Below are 19,860 nucleotides of genomic sequence, written 5' to 3' on the forward strand. Positions count from 1 at the left end.
CCATTCGTACGACGGTACATCCCGTACAACCGCACTGCCGGTGCATCACATGGGCTCGACGGCGACACCGTCCAGGGCCGGAGCGATGATCTCGATTGCAGAAAGGTCCATCATCTCCCCGTGCGCTCCGGGCACGAATCGTGTCCGGATACGACCCGACACGAAAGGTTTCCACAGATCGGCCGCGTCCGCCTCCGTCGGGTGGTCCTCCGTCGCGCTGAAGAAGTCCATGTCGCCGAAGAACAGCTCCGGTGTATGGCCGTTGATCAACTCGGGCGAGGTCACCGCTGCGGAGAAGATGCGCTGCACCCGCTCCACGTCGAGGTCGATCAAGCCGTCCGGCGCCTCGCGGACCAGCGCTTCCGCGGTTTCGAGCGGGAGGCTGCCGTCGAGTGCGTCCGGTTCGATGACGACGCCGAATGCACGCAGGTTCTCCGAGAGTTCGGCTGCGAACCGGTCGGTATCGACCCGGGGGATGCTGTCGATCAGGGCGAGATCCTCCACATGCAGCCCCCGTGCCTGCAACTCGACTGCGACGGCGTGCGCGAGCACACCACCGAGTGACCAACCGATCAGACGGTAGCGACCCTCGGGTGCTGCGGCGACGATCTCTTCCGTGTACCTCCGTGCAAGATCGGTGAGCGTGGTCGCGGTATAGCCCGGTTCGCTTAGCGCCGGTGTCTGCACTCCGTAGACGGCACTGCTGGTCGCAAGTCGCGCCGCCAGCGGCGCGTACGGCCATGCCAGTCCGATCATTGGGTGGAAACAGAACACCGGTTCCGTCGAGTCGCCCGACCGAAGCGTCACGAGCACTGCCGAGGCGTCTCCGGATGATGCGGGGGCGGTACCTGTCCCCTGCCCGGCTTCGTCGAGGCGCGCGGCGCGCGCCGCGACACCCGGCGTCTCCAGCAACCACGGGACACGCACCTCGACCCCGGTTTCGTCGCGCAGCCTTGAGACCACCTGGGTGGCCACGAGGGAGTTGCCGCCGAGATCGAAGAAGTCGCCGTCGAGACCGACCTGCTCCACAGCCAATGCGTCCGAGTACACCCGCGCAACGACCTGTTCGAGCGCGGTACGAGGAGCCCGATACGGACGGGTCCGTATCTCCGGCTCCGGCAACGCCGCGCGATCGAGCTTTCCGACCGGTGTCAACGGCACGGCGTCGAGCACGACGATGTCGGCGGGCACCATGTGCTGTGGCAGCGTTCGTGCGGCCGCGCGGAGCAGGTCCTCCGTGTCGACGGCGTGGCCGGCGGTGGCGGTCACATACGAGATCAGGCGGACACCGCCGGTGTCGTGACTGCGGGCGACGGTGACTGCGAAGTCCACGCTCGGTTCGTGCCGCAGCACCGCATCGATCTCGTCAAGTTCGATACGGAAGCCTCGCACCTTCACTTGGAAGTCCGATCGCCCCAGGTAGACGATCTGTCCGTCGTCGGTCCACCGGACCAGGTCACCGGTGCGGTAGAGACGTTCTCCGGCCACGTAGGGATCGGCGACGAAACGCGCCGCGGTCAGTTCGGCCCGGCGGTGGTATCCGCGTGCCGTCTGCACCCCTGACAGGTACAACTCGCCGGCCGCCCCGACAGGAACCGGACGCAGTCGCCGGTCGAGCACGAGCGCGCGGACACCGCGGATCGGTCCGCCGATCGTGATCGGTTCCCCAGGCACCAGCGGATCACTGATGGCGGTCATGATCGTGGTCTCCGTGGGGCCGTAGCCGTTGTGGAACGACCGTCCCGGCGCCCAGCGCGCTACCAGTGCCGGCGGCACGGCCTCGCCTCCGGCGACGAGGACACGGAGCCCGTCGAGTCCCTCTGGATCGAGGGATGCGATCGCAGCAGGGGTGATGAAGGCGTGCGTCACGCCCTCCGACCGGATCAGATCGGCGAGATCGCGCCCCCCGTAGACAGCCGGGGAGGCGATGACGAGTGTTCCGCCCTCACTCACCGCGAGCAGGAGTTCGAGGACGGAGGCGTCGAAACTCGGCGACGCGAAGTGCAGCGCCCGGGTGGCGGTGTCCAACCCGTACCGGTCGCGTTGCTCCGCCGCGAAATTCGCGAGGCCGGAGTTCGTCACCACGACACCCTTCGGACGACCCGTGGATCCCGAGGTGTAGATGACGTAGGCGGCGTTGGATGGGCGAACCGGGCGGATTCGTTCGTTCGCCGCGAACGGTTCGTCCGACAGACCGTTCAGCTCGGCGAGCGTCGAAGGCGCGGTCAGATCGATCCATGGGATGTCGCGGGGCAAACGATCCCGCTCGCTCGAAACGGTAAGACCAAGCACCGCTGCCGAATCGGAGATCATGTGCGCGATGCGGTCCGCCGGATAGTTCGGGTCGACGGGGACGTAGGCGGCACCGGTCCTCGCGACCGCCCACACAGCGATGATCGACTCGAGCGAACGAGTCAGGCCTAACGCGATCACGTCCTCCGCGCCGATCCCGACAGCGACCAGCAGTCGTGCCAGCCGTGAGGAGCGGGCGTCGAGTTCGGCGTAGGTCAGCGAACGTTCCTCGTGGACGACCGCGATGCCGTCGGGGTTGCGGGCGGCGGTCTCCGCGAGCAGATCACCGAGCGGCACCGCGGGCAGCGCGGGTCCGCCCCACCGGTCGGCGAGATCCTCGATCTCGGCCGCGTCGAGATACGGCAGCGAGTCCACGGAGGAGTCGGGATCGGCGACGAGCGCATCGAGGATGCGGACGTACCTGCCGGCCAGCGTCGCCACGTCCTCCGCGGCCAGGATGTCGCTGCGGTACTTGAACGCGAGCGTCAACGCCTCCTCGGAGGTGACGACGGCCGTGAGCGGATAGTGCGTCGCGTCCCGGGCGTTGACGCCCGCGACGACGAGGCCGTCGATCGATCCCGCAGCCTCGATCCCGCTGCGGTCGACCGGATAGGACTCGTACACGAGCAGCGTGTCGAACAGCGCTCCCGTACCGGCACGCTGCTGGATCTCGGCGAGCCCGACGTGATGGTGATCGAGCAGTTCGGCCTGCTCGCCCTGGATGCGGCGGAGCAGATCGTGCCCGGTCTCGCCGGCGCCGAGGCGCACCCGCACCGGGAGGGTGTTGATGAACAGTCCCACCATCGCCTCGACGCCGGGAAGGTCCGCGGGCCGGCCCGACACGGTGGTGCCGAATACGACGTCGTCGCGGTCGGTCGTGCGGGCCAGGAGGACGGCCCAGGCGCCCTGCAGCACGGTGTTGACCGTGACGCCGAGCCGCGTGGCCGTGTCCGCGAGGAGGTCGGACCGTTCACGACCGAGGTCGATCCGGTGCTCGTCCGGGGTGCCGCCCGTGCCGTCGGTGTTGCCCCCGGCCAGCAGGGTGGGCTCCTCGATCCCGTCGAGCGAGCGCATCCACGCTTCGACGGAGGTCTCGTGGTCGCGACGCGCGAGCCACTCGAGATACGCCCGGTAGGACGGTGCCCGGCCGAGGACGCCCGCATCACCGCGGGTCGCGTAGAGCACCAGCAGGTCCTTCATCAACAGCGGCATCGACCAGCCGTCGAGCAGGATGTGGTGACTCGTGACGGCGAGGGTCCAACTGTCGTCACCCGTGCGGACGAGGACGAAGCGGATCAGCGGCGGCTCGGCCATGTCGAACGCGACGGCCTGTTCCGCTCGCAGCACATCGGCGAGTACTGCGGAGTCCTCGCCCCGGATGTCGACCTCGCGCCACGGCAGGGTGACCTCGTCGACGACGACCTGGACGGGGATGCCCGATTCGCTCGCGACGAATGCCGTGCGGAGGTTCGGGTAGCGCCCCAGCAGCGCGTCCGCCGCCGTGCGCAGCCGCTGCGCGTCGACCACTCCTGCGAGGTGCACGAGCACCTGCGTGCTGTAGGCATCGGAGTGCCCCTCCGCCAGGAGTGCGTGGTAGAGCAGGCCGGCCTGGAGCGGAGCGAGCGGCCAGGCGTCCGCCGCGCCGCGGTACCGCGACTCCCACAGGTCGATGTCGCGTTGGGTGACGTCGACCAGCGACAGGTCGGACGGGGTCCGTCCCCCGGCTTCCGGGCGCGTGGCGTGCGCCGCGAGGGCTTCGAGTGCACGCACCCAGCGCTGTGCGAGGTCCTCGACGTCGGCGCGGTCGAGCAGACCGGACGCGTAGCCGAAGTTCGCTCCGAGTTCGCCTCCGAGGACGACGGCGTTGATGTCGACGGCGGCGAGGGCCGGGGCGTCGGGATCATCGGTTCCGGACAGGTCCCCGAGGTCGCCGGCGGGCAGCCACCCGAGTTCCGGCACCCGGTCGGTCGAGACCTCACCGGCGTCGAGCCGGCCGAGATAGTTGAAGCTGATCTGCCCGGCGGGCGTCGCGGCGAGACGAGCGGACGTCTCGGGGTTGCAGTACCGGAGCAGGCCGTAGCCGATGCCCTTGTCGGGGACGCGGCGGAGATCCTCCTTGACCACCTTCAATGCCGCACCCGCGCTCGCACCACCGGCCGCCGCGTCGTCGAGGTCGACGTCGGACAGGTCGAGCCGCACGGGGAACATCGTCGTGAACCAGCCGACGGTGCGCGAGAGGTCCGAGCCCGGGACGACGTCCTCCTCGCGACCGTGGCCCTCGAGACGGATCAGTGCCGACCGCACGTCCGTGCCCCGCGCCCGACGCCACTCGGCCAGGGCCAGCGCGAGACCCGTGAGCAGCACGTCGTTGACCGAGCCGTGGTAGAGCTCGGGCAGGGTGGTCAGCAGTGTCTCGGTGGTCGCCGCGTCGACCCGGACCGGCACCTTCACGACCGTCGACGCCAGGTCGACCGACGGGTCGAACGGGCGATCGCCGAGCAGCGGGTCGGGTCCGTCGAGAACGGACGTCCACAACGGCAGCTCCGTCACTCGTCCGGCGGCACCGTCGACAAGGGCGTGAGCCCAGGTGCGGAACGACGTGCCGACGGGCTGGAGGGCGGGCTGCTGCCCGTGGCTGATCTGTGCCCACGCGGTGACGAAGTCGGGCACCAGGATCCGCCACGACACCCCGTCGACGACGAGGTGGTGCGCCACCACGATCAGCCGTCCGGTCCGTGCCGCCCCGGCAGCGGGGTCGAGCCAGACGAACTGCGTGACGATGCCCTGCGACGGAGCGAGACGCCCCTCGGCAGCGTCGACTTCGCGCGCGGCGATCTCGGCCCACTGCTCGTCGCCGGCCTCCGCGGGAACCTCGACGCGCGTCACGAGCGCGTCGACGTCGACACTTCCCGGCGCGGAGGTCGACAGCACCCACTCACCGGAACCGTCGTCCCGCAAGCATGCCCGGAGCATGTCGTGCCGGCCCACCACGGCGGCGATCGTCGTCACGACGTCGCTGCGTCCGATACCGGCGGGCAGTTCGAGTGCGATGGTCTGCGTGTAGCGGTCGAAACCGCCGCCACGCTCGACCATGTACCGCACGATCGGGGTGAGCGGGATCTCGCCGACGCCGCCGCCTTCGAGTTCGCGCAGCACCGGTTCGGATCCCGTTCCGGCGCGCGCCACTTCGGCGAGACCGGCCACCGTGCGCTGCTCGAACACCTCGCGCGGGGTGAACACGACACCGCGCGCCTTCGCCCGGGACACCAGCTGGATCGACACGATGCTGTCGCCACCGAGAGCGAAGAACGAGTCGTCGAGCCCGACCCGCTCGAGACCGAGCACGTCGGCGAAGACCTCGGCGATGGTCTCCTCCGTGGGGGTCCGCGGCGCCCGGAACTCGCGGTCGCTGGTGAACACCGGCGCGGGCAGCGACCTGCGGTCGAGCTTGCCGTTCGGGGTCAGCGGCAACTCGTCGAGCACGAGCACTGCGTCGGGAACCATGTAGCCGGTGAGGAACTCGCCCACCCGCTCGAGCACCTCGGACGGGGCGACCGTGTGCCCGGCCCGCGGCACGACGTAACCGACGAGCTTCTCCCCCATGTGCTCGTCCGACCACACGGACGCGACGGCGTGCGCGACACCCTCCACACCGGTCAGTGCCGCCTCGATCTCGCCGAGTTCGATGCGGAAGCCACGCAGCTGTACCTGTAGGTCGCTGCGACCGGCGTATTCGAGCTGCCCGTGCGCGTTCCATCGGGCGACGTCACCGGTGCGGTACATGCGCGAACCCGGCGCACCGTAGGGATCGGCGACGAACCGCCCGGAGGTCAGCTCGGCACGACCGAGATAGCCGCGTGCGAGCTGGCCACCGCGGACGTAGATCTCGCCGGGCACGCCCACCGGGACGGGCTGCAGACGGGCGTCGAGCACGTAGATGCCGAGGCCGGGGATCGCGCGGCCGACGGTGCTCGCGGGGTTGTCGACGTCGGCGGAGGACAGTTCGAGATGGGAGACGTGCACGGTGGTTTCGGTGATGCCGTACATGTTGACCAGGCGCGGCGCTCGCCCTGAATCCCCGTGCCGCCGATACCAGCCGGCCAGGCGACGCAGATCGAGTGCCTCGCCACCGAACACGACGTACCGCAGGGACAGCGGCTGCGCATCCGGATCCTGCTCGGCCACAACGGCGTCCGCCTCGGCGAGCTGGTAGAAAGCCGACGGGGTCTGGTTGAGCACCGTGATCTTCTCGCGCCGCAGGAGGGCGTGGAAGTCCTCCGGGGAGCGGGAGGTGTGGTAGTCGACGACCACGAGACGACCACCGTGGAGCAGCGGACCCCACAGCTCCCACACGGAGAAGTCGAAGGCGTAGGAGTGGAACAGGGTCCACACGTCGTCGGCGTCGAATCCGAAGGCGGGCGCGGTGTTCTCGAACAGTTCGAGCACCGTGCGGTGCGGGATCTGCGCGCCCTTGGGCCGGCCTGTGGAACCGGAGGTGTAGATGACGTAGGCGAGGTTGTCGCTGCGCAGCGGTGCCGCGCGCTCGTCGTCGGAGAGCGGATCGGCCGACCGCGTCGACAGGTCGAGCCGTTCGAGGTCGATCACCGGGACGTCGGTGGCGGGCAGCGCATCCGGCTCCCCCGCCACGAGCACACACACCGGCGCCGCGTCCTCGAGCATGAAGGTCAGACGCTCGGCCGGGTAGGTGAGGTCGATCGGCAGATAGCCACCGCCGGCCTGCTGCACCGCGAGCAGCGCGACGACGAGTTCCTCCGTGCGCGGCAACGCGACTCCGACGAGGGTGTCGGGACGGACACCGCGGTCGACGAGTTCGCGCGCCAGGCGGTTGACCCGCGCGGACAGTTCGGCGTAGGTGAGCTGCCGGTCGCCGAAGGTCACGGCGACCGAATCCGGATGCGCCTCGGCGGCCTCGCGGAAGCGGTCCACGAGCGTGACGTCGGGGACTCGGGTGCCGGACTCGTTCCACGCCTCGAGCACCTCGGTGCGTTCCGCCGGGTCGAGCAGTGGGACGTCGCCGATCACGGACTCGGGATCCGTCGCCACCGCCGCGAGCATCCGGCCGAGACGGTCGCCGAAGAGGCGCATGGTTGCCTCGTCGAACAGGTCGACGGCGTAGGTCAGCACAACGTCGAAGCCGCCGGGAGTACCGTCGGCGTCGAACCTCTCGACGACGGTGACCTGCAGGTCGAACTTGGCGTGGGCGACCGGGACGTCGAAGCCTTCGACGGCCAGCCCCGGCAGTTCGAAGCGGGACTGCCCGAGATTCTGGAAGGTCAGGGCGACCTGGAACAACGGGTGGCGTGCCTGCGATCGTTCCGGGTCGAGGACCTCCACGAGCCGCTCGAACGGCAGGTCGGCGTGCCCGAACGCGCCGAGGTCGCTCTCGCGCACCCGTCCGAGGAGATCGGCGAAGGTGTCGGCGGGGCGCACCTCGCTCCGCAGTACGAGCGTGTTGACGAACATGCCGATCATGTCGTCGAGCAGCTGCTCACCGCGTCCGGCGATGGGGGCGCCGATCACGACGTCCTCGGTGCCCGACAGCCGAGCGAGGAGGGCCGCCAGGGCGCTGTGGAAGACCATGAACAGCGACGCGCCGCGCTCCCGCGCGAGGCGGTCGAGTGCCGCGTGCGTCCACGCGTCGATCTCCACGGCGGTGTTCGCACCCCGGCCCGAGGCGACGGCCGGCCGCGGACGGTCGGCGGGCAGGTCGATCTGCTCCGGGATGCCCTTCAGGGCGTGGCGCCAGTAGGCGAGCTGGCGGGCGATGGGCGACTCGGGATCGTCCTCGGAGCCGAGCACCTCCCGCTGCCACAGGGTGTAGTCGGCGTACTGGACCGGAAGCGGTGACCAGTTCGGCTGCAGCCCTTCGGTTCTGGCACCGTAGGCGACCATGACGTCGCGGGCGAGCGGGCCCATCGAGAAGCCGTCGCCGCTGATGTGGTGGAGCACCACGACGAGCACGTGGTCGTCGGCGGCGACACGCAGCAGCCGGATCCGCAGCGGAACCTCTGTAGTGACGTCGAAACCGGCGTCGAGGATCGCGGCGACCTCGTCCAGGATGTCGGTGGGATCGACCTCGGACGGTTCGATGTCGGGAACGACGGACGCCGCCGGGAGGACGACCTGGTGGGCGATGCCGTCGGTCTCCGGGTAGACGGTCCGCAGGGATTCGTGCCGCAGCACCACGTCGCCGACCGCGCCGCGCAGGGCGTGGAGGTCCAGCGATCCGCGCAGCCGGATCACGAGCGGCAGGTTGTTCACCGCCGAGTCCGGTTCGAACCGGTTGAGGAACCACATCCGCTGCTGTGCCAGCGAGAGCGGCACGTGGTCGGGCCGGGGGCGTGCCGTGAGCGGGATGGCTGCGGCACCGGCCGCCGACGACTCGATGTGGGCCGCGAGGGATTCGACTATGGGATGTTCGAAAAGCGACCGCACCGCGACGCGCGCGCCGAGGGCGGCACCGAGCCGCGCGGCGACCTGCGTCGCGACGAGCGAGTTGCCGCCGAGTTCGAAGAAGTCGTCGTCGGCACCCACCCGGGCCACGCCGAGCACGTCGGCGTAGACACCTGCCACGATCTCCTCGATCGGGGTACGGGCCGCGCGGAACTCGCGTGCTTCGAAGACCGGTGCGGGCAGGGCCTTGCGGTCGAGCTTCCCGCTGGTGTTCAAGGGGAACTCGTCGAGCGCGACGACGGCCGAGGGCACCATGTAGGAAGGCAACGTCTTCTTCACCGCATCGAGCAGCGCCGCCCGGTCGACGGTGTGTCCCGGTGCCGGCACGACGTACGCGACCAGTTGCTCACCGGTGGATGTGGGCACGACGAGCGCGACTGCCTGCGATACCTCGGCGCAGCCGAGCAGAGCCGTCTCGATCTCGCCGAGCTCGATGCGCTGGCCGCGGAACTTGACCTGGAAGTCGGTGCGACCCAGATAGTCCAGGACGAGCTCTCCCGCAGCGGTACGACGCCACCGCACGAGGTCGCCGGTGCGGTACATCCGGCTCCCCGGTCGTCCGAGCGGACTCGCGACGAACCTGTCGGAGGACAGGTCGGGGCGCTTCTCGTAACCCCGAGCGAGTTGAACCCCGCCGAGATACAGCTCACCCGGCGTCCCGACGGGTGTGGGAGCCAGACGCGAGTCGAGGACGTAGACCTGCACGTTCCATTCGGGCACACCGATCGGCACGGAGTGACCGTCGCCGTCGGCCGGCCAGTAGGTCGCCGAGACCGCCGCCTCGGTCGGGCCGTAGAGATTGTGGAGCGCCGCATCGCCGAGCCGGCGGAAGGCCGACACCGTTTCCGGCGGCAGTGCCTCTCCGATGACGAACACGTGCCGCAGGCTCGCGCAGCTGCCGGCGGGTGCCTGTGCGGCGAAGACGGTGAGCATCGACGGGACGAAATCGGTGAGGGTGACGCGGTGGCGTGTGACGGCATCCGCCACCCAGGCCGGGTCGCGATGGGCGTCGTGCGGCGCCACGACGAGGGTGCCCCCGGTGCGCAGTGGCAGGAAGTAGCCCCAGAGCGAGACGTCGAAGGTCGTGGCGGTCTTCTGCAGGTACACATCGCTCCCGGCGATGTCGTACTCGGCAGCCATCCACTCGAGCTGGTTGACGATCGCTTCGTGGGGGACGGACACACCCTTCGGCCGTCCCGTCGAACCCGATGTGAAGATCACGTAGGCCGGTGATGCGGGCTGTACGGTGCCGCGCAGTTCGTCCTCCCGGACAGGATGCGCGTCGTACCCATCCGCCTCCAGGGTGTCGAGGAGGATCGGGGCGATTCCCTCGGGGAGGTCGCCGGCGTCCGCGCTCGTGCTGAGCACACACACCGGTCGGGCGGTGTCGAGGATGTGACCGATCCGATCGGCCGGATGGTCGGGATCGAGCGGCACGTAGGCGCCGCCGGCGGTGACGACCGCGTACATGGCGACCACGAGATCGATCGACCTCCGGATCCCCAGGGCCACGAGCGATTCGGGTCCGACCCCGGACGAGATCAGGTGCCGCGCGAGTCGGTTGACGCGTGCGTCGAACTCGGCATAGGTGAGCGACTCGTCGCCGAAGAGGACCGCGGTCGCTCCCGGGACGCGGTCGACCTGGGCTCGATAACGTGACAGCAGTGTCCCCGTGTCCGTCGGATGGTCGGTCGCGTTGACCCCGACGGTGAGTGCATGACGCTCGTGCGGGGTCAGCAGGTCGATCTCCCCGACCGGGATGTCGGCGTCGCTCGCGAAGGCTCCGAGCACCGACACCAAGCGATCCGCCAGGGCGCGAACGGTCGAGTCGTCGAAAAGATCGGTGGCGTAGGTGAACTGGGCTCCGATTCCGGCGGGGTGCCCGTCCACCTCCCGGGGGGTCACCGTGAGCTGGAGATCGAACTTGGCGATGTTTCCGCCGAGATCCACAGGTACGAGCTCGAGATCGTGCAGCGCGAGTTCGGGCTGCGCCATGTTCTGGAAGAACAAGGCGACCTGGAAGAGCGGGTGGTGCCCCGCGGAGCGGACCGGATCGAGGATCTCCACGAGCCGCTCGAACGGCAGATCGACGTGCGCGAATGCGTCGATGTCGGTATCGCGGACCCGGTGCAGGAGCTCGGCGCAGGTCAGGTCGGGCGTGATGTCGGTCCGCAGCACAAGGGTGTTGACGAACATGCCGATGAGGTCGTCGAGGGCCTGCTCGCCACGCCCGGCGACGGGTGTGCCGATCGCGATGTCGCGTGCGCCCGAGATCCTCGACAACAACACCGCGAAGGCTGCGTGGACGACCATGAACGGCGAACATCCCGCTGCCCGGCCGAGTTCGGCGACGGCCACGTGCAGTGCCGGATCGATCTCGAAATCGACGGTGGCGCCGCGGCCCGACGCCTCGACCGGCCGGGGCCGGTCCGTAGGGAGTTCGAGCCGGTCCGGTAGGTCGGCGAGAACGGACGTCCAGTACGCGATCTCCTTCGCCACCGGAGAATCAGGATCGTCCTCGGAGCCGAGCACCGCACGCTGCCACAGGGTGTAGTCGGCGTACTGCACGGCGAGCGGTTGCCAGCCGGGGACCGCTCCGGCGGTGCGGGCGAGGTAGGCGGTGACGAGGTCGCGTACGAACGGTTCGGTGGACGCCCCGTCTGCGGCGATGTGGTGGACGACGATGACCAGGACGTGCTCGTCGGGCGCGACCCGCAGGAGTTCGAGCCGCAGCGGCACCTCCGTCGTCACGTCGAAACCGGCCGACACGGTGCGCAGGACGCGGTTCTCCACTTCGGAGACCGGGACGTCCTCGACACGCACAGTCGGGGTGGCCGCCGACGGGGGAAGGATCACCTGACTGCCCACCCCGTCGCGATCGGGGTAGACGGTGCGGAGCGTTTCGTGCCGATCCACGAGGTCGGCGATCGCCGCGCGGAGTGCGTCGACGTCGAGCGCCCCGCGCAGCCGGAGCGCGACGGGAATGTTGTTCGCTGCCGAGCCGGTGTCGAACCGGCTGAGGAACCACATCCGTTGCTGGGCGAGCGACAGCGGAATCGTCTCGGGCCGCGTACCGGCGGTGAGCGGGATACGGCCGCCGGTGCCGAGGGGTTCGATCAGCGCGGCGAGCGCAGCCACGGTCGAGCCCTCGAACAACAGTCGGGCCGGCACACGGGTGTCGAGGCGTTCACCGAGCCGGGCCGCCACCCGGGTCGCCACGAGCGAGTTGCCGCCGAGATCGAAGAAGTCGTCGTCGAGACCCACCCGTTCCAGGCCGAGCAGCGTCGCGAACTCCTCGGCGACAGCGATCTCGGTATCCGTGACAGGCGGGCGGAACTCGACGGTCACCGGATCGGGGTCCGGCAGCGCCGCGCGATCGACCTTGCCGGACGGCGTCAGCGGGATCTCGTCCAGTACGACGATCACCGACGGAACCATATGCGACGGAAGAACGTTCGATATCTCTTCGGTAACCACGCGGGTGTCGATCCCCACCCCCTCCGAGGAGTGCAGGTAGGACACCAACTGCGCTTGACCCGCCGGCGTCTCGCGACCCACCGTCATCGCGAAATCGATTCCGTCACAGGCGGCGAGCGCTGCGTCTATCTCACCGAGTTCGACTCGGAAACCGCGGATTTTGACCTGGAAGTCGTTGCGTCCCAGGTAGATCAATTCGCCGTTCGTGCCGCGGGAGGTACGGACGAGATCGCCGGTACGGTAGAGCCTGGTACCGCCCGGCCCTGCGACGAATCGTTCTGCGGTCAGACCGGGGCGTCCCCGATAGCCTCTGGCCAGAGCCGTCCCGGACACGTACAGTTCACCGGCCACGCCGGGAGCGACCGGATTCAGGCGGGCGTCGAGGACGGACGCGCTCAGATTGCGAACCGGCGTACCGATCGTCACGGGCCGTCCCGGTTCGAGCGGCCCGCTGCAGTGCGTCATGATCGTCGACTCGGTCGGTCCGTAGCCGTTGAAGAATCGGCGCCCGGGTGCCCAGCGCTCCACGACATCCGGCGGACATGCCTCACCAGCGGAGAGCACCATCTCCAGATCGGTCAGAGTGCTCGGGTCGATCGAGGTCAGCACGGCCGGGGTGATCACGGCGTGCGTCACGCGCTCGCGGCGTAGCAGTTCGGCGAGCTCGTCCCCGCCGAACACGGTGGGCGGTGCGACGACCATGGTCGCGCCGACGGAGATCGTCATCAACCATTCGAAGACCGACGCGTCGAAGCTCGGCGACGCCACGTGCAGCACGCGCGACTGCGGTGTCAGATCGAAGCGTGCCGCGACTTCCTGCGCGAGGTCGTCGAGGCCCGTGTGGGTGACGGGGACGCCCTTCGGCCGGCCCGTCGAACCCGAGGTGTAGATGACATAGGCCGGGTTCTCGGCCCGCAGCGGCAGCACCCGCTCGTCGAAGCTCACGGGAGCGGACGGCAGAGCGTCGGCATCGGTGATCGTCTGCGGATCGTCGAGCGCGATCCACTCGACGGTCTCGGGCAGCGCGGCCACCGAGGCCGACCGGGTCAGACCCAGGCGTGCACCGGAGTCGTCGATCATGAACTCGATGCGGTCTGCCGGATAGTTCGGGTCGACGGGAACGAATGCCGCGCCCGACTTGGCGACCGACCACACCGCGAGCACGGACTCGATCGAACGGGCGAGCGATACCGCGACCACGTCCTCCGGGCCGACCCCCCGGTTGATCAGGAGACGAGCCGTTCGCGACGACGCGGCGTCGAGTTCGGCGTAGGTCAGGGAACGGTCGCCGAAGACCACGGCCGTGGCCGCCGGGTCTCGTTCCACGGCAGCCGCCAGCAACTGCGGAAGGAGCACGGCACGCGGTCCGCGCCTCCGGGCAGGGCGCCGACGGGGCCGGCTGCCGCGGTCCGTCCGTGCCGGATCGGCGTTCCGGACGTCGTCGAGGTTCGTCCGAGCCTCGTCCCCCTGCTGCCCGCCGACCTCGCGCGAGAACTCACTCACCACTGGTACCGATTCCCTCGAACGTCCCGTTTCGGCCGCGACCACCCGTTGTGACCGGGTGGTCAGTTGCCCCATTAGAGCATCGCGGGGCAAGGCGTCATGTTACGACGAGCCTCGGGCACGTCCGCATGGGGCGACCCTCGGCGGTTCGCCCCATGTGGCAGAGATATCGAGTTCTTGCCGGTCAGCGCCCCGAATCGAGCCGTCGGCCGAGGGCGGGACCGATCACGGCCCAAGCCTTCCGGGTGGCGAGGTCCCAGTGGGAGACGGGGACCTCGCGCGTGGTCACCAGTCCGTTCACGAACGGGTACCACGTCTCTGCGGATGACGCGGAGCGGTCGGCCTCGGCGACGAAGACCGTCAGGTCCCCGTCGTAGACCTCGGGTCGATGTGACGCGAGGAGGGTGTAGGAGTGACGCACACCCTCGACGATCCGTTCGATCCGCTCCGGGGTGAGTACGTCGAACGGGGCCGGTAGACCCTCGACGATCTTCTGCGCGTTCTCGGGGGTGAGCTCGGTGAAGGGCACCGAGGCCTCCGGGACGTCCCTGCCGAAACCGAGGACCTCGGCGACGGTGGGTGCGGTCGCCCGCTCCGGAGCCGCAGCGCCTCGTGTCTCCGGGTAGGCGTCGAGCAGCGCGAGGGTCGGAACCTCCTGCCCGGCGCGGCGCAGTCGTATCGCGACGGCCTGGGCGAGGATGCCTCCCATCGACCAGCCGACGAGATGGTAGGGACCGTGCGGGTGGATCTCCCGGATACGCCGGGCGTACTCGTCCGCCCACGCATCGATGCTCGAGGGGAGAGCGCCACTCGCCCCGAGGGCGGGCGACTGCAGGCCGTAGACGGGACGGTCGCCCAGATACGGGACGAGACCGGCGAAGCCCCATGCGAGTCCCGTCACGGGATGGATGCAGAACACCGGCGCACCCTCCCCACCGGCACGCAGGGGTAGAACGAGATCCAGGCCTGCGTCGCCGAGTGCGTCTCGCGCCGAGTCGCCGAGTGCGTCTCGCGCCGAGTCGCCGTGCGCATCGATCCGGGCGGCGAGTTCCTCGACGCCCGAATGCAGGAAGAGCCAGGGCAATTCGACGTGGGCGTCGAGGACGTCCCGCAAGCGTGCGGCGACTTTCACGGCGCTGAGCGAGTTGCCCCCGATTCCGAAGAAGTCGTCGTCGAGACCCACGCGGTCCCGGGTACCGAGCACTTCCGCGTAGATCGAGGCGACGACCGTCTCCGTGCGGCTGCGCGGGGCGCGATACGGCGCCGAGGCGACCTCCGCTTCCGGAAGAGCCTTGCGGTCGAGCTTACCGTTGGCGTTGAGCGGCAGGACGTCGAGCGTGACGAAGCCCTGGGGGACCATGTAGGACGGCAGTGTCCGGGTCAGCGCGGCGCGGATCGACGCGATGTCGGGGGATTCGGCGACGGGAACCACGAATGCCACGATCCGATCGCCGTTCTGCACAGTGACGACGGCGTCACGAACCTGCGGAAGCGCACGCAACGCCGATTCGATCTCCCCCAGTTCGATGCGGAAACCCCGCACCTTCACCTGGAAGTCGGCGCGATCGAGGTATTCGAGCGTGCCCGACAGCCCGTCGTCGTCGAACCGCCAGCGCACGACGTCGCCGGTGCGGTACAGACGCGTACCGGGTGCACCGAACGGGTTCGCCACGAACCGTTCGGAGGTGAGCTCGGGACGCCCGAGGTAACCGCGAGCGAGCTGGGCACCGGCGAGATACAGCTCTCCCGCGACACCCGGAGGCACCGGATGCAGGCGGTCGTCGAGGACGAACACCTGCGTGTTGGGGATCGGCGACCCGATGGGCACGGATGTTTCCGCCGTCTCGGTGACTCGGTGAGCTGTCACCGAGACCGCCGCTTCGGTCGGACCGTAGAGGTTGACGAGGTCCGTGTCGGAGTGCTCGAGGGTGCGCTCCGCGGTGTCGACCGGAAGTACCTCGCCGATCGCCAGGACGCGTCGTAGCGAACCCGGCAGTTCTCCTTCTGCGTCGTCGAGCAGCGCATCGAGCATCGAGGGGACGACGTGCAGGGTCGTCACGTTCTCGCGGCGGATCAAGTCGTTGAGGTAGGCGGGGTCACGGTGTCCGTCGGGCGACGCGATGACGAGCTTCGCACCCGAGGTCGGCGCCGACCAGAACTCCCACACCGACAGGTCGAAGGTCGCGGCGGTCTTGAGGAGGACCGCGTCCCCCTCGCCGAGCCGGTACTCGTTCTTCTTCCAGACCAGCTGATTGACGATCGCCTCGTGCGAGACGACGACTCCCTTCGGACGGCCGGTCGAGCCCGAGGTGTAGATCACATACGCCGCGTTCCCGGCGCGCAGGGGTGCGAGACGGTCGGAGTTCCGCAAGGCGCGACCGTCGTACGCGGCGAGATCGACCGTGTCGACCTCGATCGTCGGGCGGTCACCGGGGAGGTCGATCCGGTCGCGGCCGGTGGTGAGCACACATGCCGGGTCGGCCGACTCCACGATGTACTCGATCCGCTCGCGGGGATGGTCGGGGTCGAGCGGCAGGTACGCTCCGCCGGCCTCGACGACGGCATACATCGCGACGACGAGATCGATCGAACGACGGATGGGGAGGGCGACGACCGTCTCGGGACCGACTCCGTGTTCGATCAGCATCCGTGCGAGACGGCGTACCCGCGTGGCGAATTCACCGTAGGTGAGTTCGCTCTTCGCATCGACGAGCGCGCAGGCCGACGGTGTTGAGCGGACCTGGTCGGCGAACAGGTCGGCGAGGGTCCGGCCGGGGCCCACCGCGACCTGCTCGGCCTCCCATGCTTCGAGCATGGCGGCGAGCTGGTCGGGATCGTGCAGGTCGATGTCGCCGACCACGACGTCCGCGTCGTCGGCGACGACCGACAGGATCCGCAGATAGCGGTCGACCATGCGGCGGACGGACGACTCGTCGAACAGGTCGGTGGCGTAACCGAATTCGATGTCGAACCCGCCGGGTCCGCCGTTCACGCCGCGGTCGACGATCGTGACGTGGAGGTCGAACCGGACCGACGAGGACGAGGCGTCGAGCGGTTCGACCCGCAGGCCCGGCAACTCGAGCGCGTCGAGGGTGAAATTGTGGTACGACAGGCCCACTTGAAAGAGGGGATGGCGCGCCGGCGACCGAACCGGGTCGAGCACCTCCACGAGCCGCTCGAACGGGACGTCGGCGTGGTCGAAGGCCGCGATGTCCACCCGGCGCGCCTGGCCGAGCAGTTCGGTGAAGGACGCGCCGAGGTCGACGTCGGTACGCAGGGCGAGCATGTTGACGAACATGCCCACGAGGTCGTCGAGCTCGGGTGCCGATCGACCCGCGACGGGCGTCCCGATCACCACGTCGTGGGTGTTCGACAGTCGCGCCAGCAGCGCCGCGAGCGCGGCGTGGACGACCATGAACGGCGTCGTCCCGGTGCGGCGTGCCAGCGCGGTGATCGACTCGTAGGTGTTGCCGTCGAGTTCGGTGCGCACGGTGCCGCCACCCGAGCCGAGGATGGCGGGGCGGACGTGGTCGGTGGCGAGGTCGAGGTGGTCGGGGATACCGGCGAGCGCTTCGGTCCAGTACGCCAGTTGCCGGCCGGCGACGGACCCGGGATCGTCGTCGCTGCCGAGGACCTCGCGCTGCCACAGCGTGTAGTCGGCGTACTGCACCGGCAGCGGCGTCCACGCCGGCGGACGGCCTCCGGCGCGGGCGGTGTACGCGGTCACGAGATCGCGCACGAGCGGCGCGAGCGACGTGCCGTCACCGGCGATGTGGTGCATCACGAGCATGAGCACGTGGTCGTCGGTTCCGGTCTCGAACAGGTGCGCGCGGACCGGCACCTCCGCGGTCACGTCGAAACCACGTCCGGCGACGGCCGCGAGCCGCTCGACCAGTGCCTCTGCCGGAATCTGCTCCACCGGCACGTCGACCGCGACCCTCCCGGGTTCGAGGATGCGCTGTTCCCCGGTACCGTCGACCTCCGGGTAGACCGTGCGCAGCGTCTCGTGACGTTCGACGATGTCGGCGAACGCCGTACGCATCGCGTCGATGTCGAGGGTGCCCGCGAGCCGGACCGCCAGCGGAATGTTGTAGACGGCGGACTCGGGATCGAGGCGGTTGAGGAACCACATGCGCTGCTGAGCGTAGGACAGGGGCAGGCGTGCGGGTCTGAGCCGTGCGACGAGCGGCACCGTTCCGCCGGCCGAGGTGGCGTCGAGGCGGCACGCGAGTCCCGCGACGGTCGGTTCCTCGAACAGCGCCGCGGCACCGACCGTGACTCCGAGCCGTGTCCGGAGACGACCGGTGACGGAGGTCGCGAGCAGCGAGTTGCCGCCGAGATCGAAGAAGTTGTCGTCGAGCCCGACCCGGTCCACCCCGAGGACGTCGGCGAACACCTCGGCGATCGTCCGTTCCGATACCGTCGCGGGGGAACGGAACTCGGCGGCCGTGATCCCGGGTGCCGGCAGGGCGGCGCGGTCGACCTTGCCGGACGGGGTGAGGGGAATCCGGTCGAGGACGACGACCGCTGCGGGAACCATGTACGCCGGAAGCAGGTCTGCGACGTGGCGGGTGAGGACATCCGCATCGAGCGCCGCACCGGCACCGTGCACGTACGCCACGAGGCGTGTCTCCCCGGCAGGTGTCGGACGGCCGAGGGTGACGGCGAAATCCACTCCCGGGAAGGACGACAGCGCCGCGTCGATCTCCCCGAGTTCGATGCGGAAACCGCGCACCTTCACCTGGAAGTCGTTGCGGCCCACGTAGACGATGCCCGCATCGGCGCTTTCGGGTCCACGGACGACGTCACCGGTGCGGTACATCCGTGTGCCTCCGGCAGCCGCGACGAATCGTGTCGCCGTCAATCCGGGACGTCCGTGATAGCCGCGGGCCACGCCCGGACCCGAGACGTACAGTTCCCCCACGACACCTGCGGGAACCGGATGCAGACGCGAGTCCAGCACGGACTCCGACACGTTGCGGATCGGGGGCCCGATCGTCACCCGGTCGCCGGGAGCGAGTTCGTCCGAGATGTTCGACATGATCGTCGTCTCGGTGGGGCCGTAGCCGTTGAAGAATCGGCGTCCGGGAGCCCATCGCGTCACCAGTTCGGGCGGGCATGCCTCACCACCGACGACGACCGTGTTCAGCACGCCGAGCCCGGACGGGTCCACCGAGGACAACGCGGCCGGAGTGACGAAGGCGTGGGTGACCCCGTGTTGCAGAACGAATTCTGCGAATTCGCCACCGCCGAAGACCGAGCGCGGCGTCACGACCATGGTCGACGACGCCCCGACCGCCAGGAGCAGTTCGAGTACGGAAGCGTCGAAACTCGGCGATGCGAAGTGCAGGGTGCGCGAATCGGCCGTCAGGCCGTAGCGTTCGACCTGCTCCGCACAGAAGTTCGCGAGACCTGTATGGGTGACGACCACACCCTTGGGCCGTCCGGTCGAACCGGACGTGTAGATGACGTAGGCGGCGTTGTCCGGTCGCAGCGGACCGCGTCGCTCGTCGAAGCCCACCGGGGCCGAGGCCAGCGCCTCCGCTTCGGACGACACGTCCGGTGCATCGATCCGCAGCCACTCGACGGTCTCCGGCAACGAGGAAGCGGTGTCCGAAAGGGTCAGTCCGGTAACAGCGCCGGAGTCGACCACCATGTGCTCGACCCGATCGGGCGGGTATGTGGGGTCGACGGGAACGAAGGCCGCGCCCGTCTTGGCGACGGCCCAGGTGGCGACCACCGATTCCGGCGACCGGACGAAAGCCAGCGCCACGACGTCCTCGGGGCCGATACCACGGCCGATCAGCAGTCGCGCCAGACGTGACGAAGCGGCGTCGAGTTCCGCGTAGGTCGTCGATCCCGATTCGGAGAGCATCGCGATACCGGAAGGATCGCGCTCGACCGTCGCGGCCAGCAGATGCGGGAGAAGCGCGGTCGCGGGACGGCGGCGTAGACGGTGATTCCACCGGCGAGAACCGCGCTGTCGGTGAGCGTCTGCGGACACCGCCGGACTCGATTCCGGCCCGATTGCACTGGTGGTCATGCCCTCCCCGATCTCGCCGGGGGTACGCAGAACCAGACGTCGCGAGAGTTCGCGGCGCCCATCGATCGAGC

Annotated in this window: 2 protein-coding genes; both read right to left on the minus strand. The window is 69.3% G+C overall.

All coding sequences use genetic code 11. The features are described from left to right. Window positions 1–45: 45 nt before the first annotated feature. Window positions 46–13,746, minus strand: a complete 13,701-nt coding sequence (locus tag A5767_RS15130) for a non-ribosomal peptide synthetase (RefSeq protein ID WP_331712096.1) — start codon at window positions 13,744–13,746, stop codon at window positions 46–48. 184 nt (window positions 13,747–13,930) lie between these two features. Further along, window positions 13,931–19,789 (minus strand): amino acid adenylation domain-containing protein, encoded by a 5,859-nt coding sequence (locus tag A5767_RS15135; RefSeq protein WP_064852607.1) that lies wholly within the window; start codon window positions 19,787–19,789, stop codon window positions 13,931–13,933. Window positions 19,790–19,860 lie beyond the last annotated feature (71 nt).

This window comes from Rhodococcus sp. 852002-51564_SCH6189132-a (assembly GCF_001665495.1).
GTDB lineage: Bacteria > Actinomycetota > Actinomycetes > Mycobacteriales > Mycobacteriaceae > Rhodococcus > Rhodococcus pyridinivorans.

What these genes read in the sequence shown, in the direction of transcription:
- A5767_RS15135 (WP_064852607.1), bottom strand. Translation starts at nt 19,789, where the DNA reads ATGACCACCAGTGCAATCGGGCCGGAATCGAGTCCGGCGGTGTCCGCA.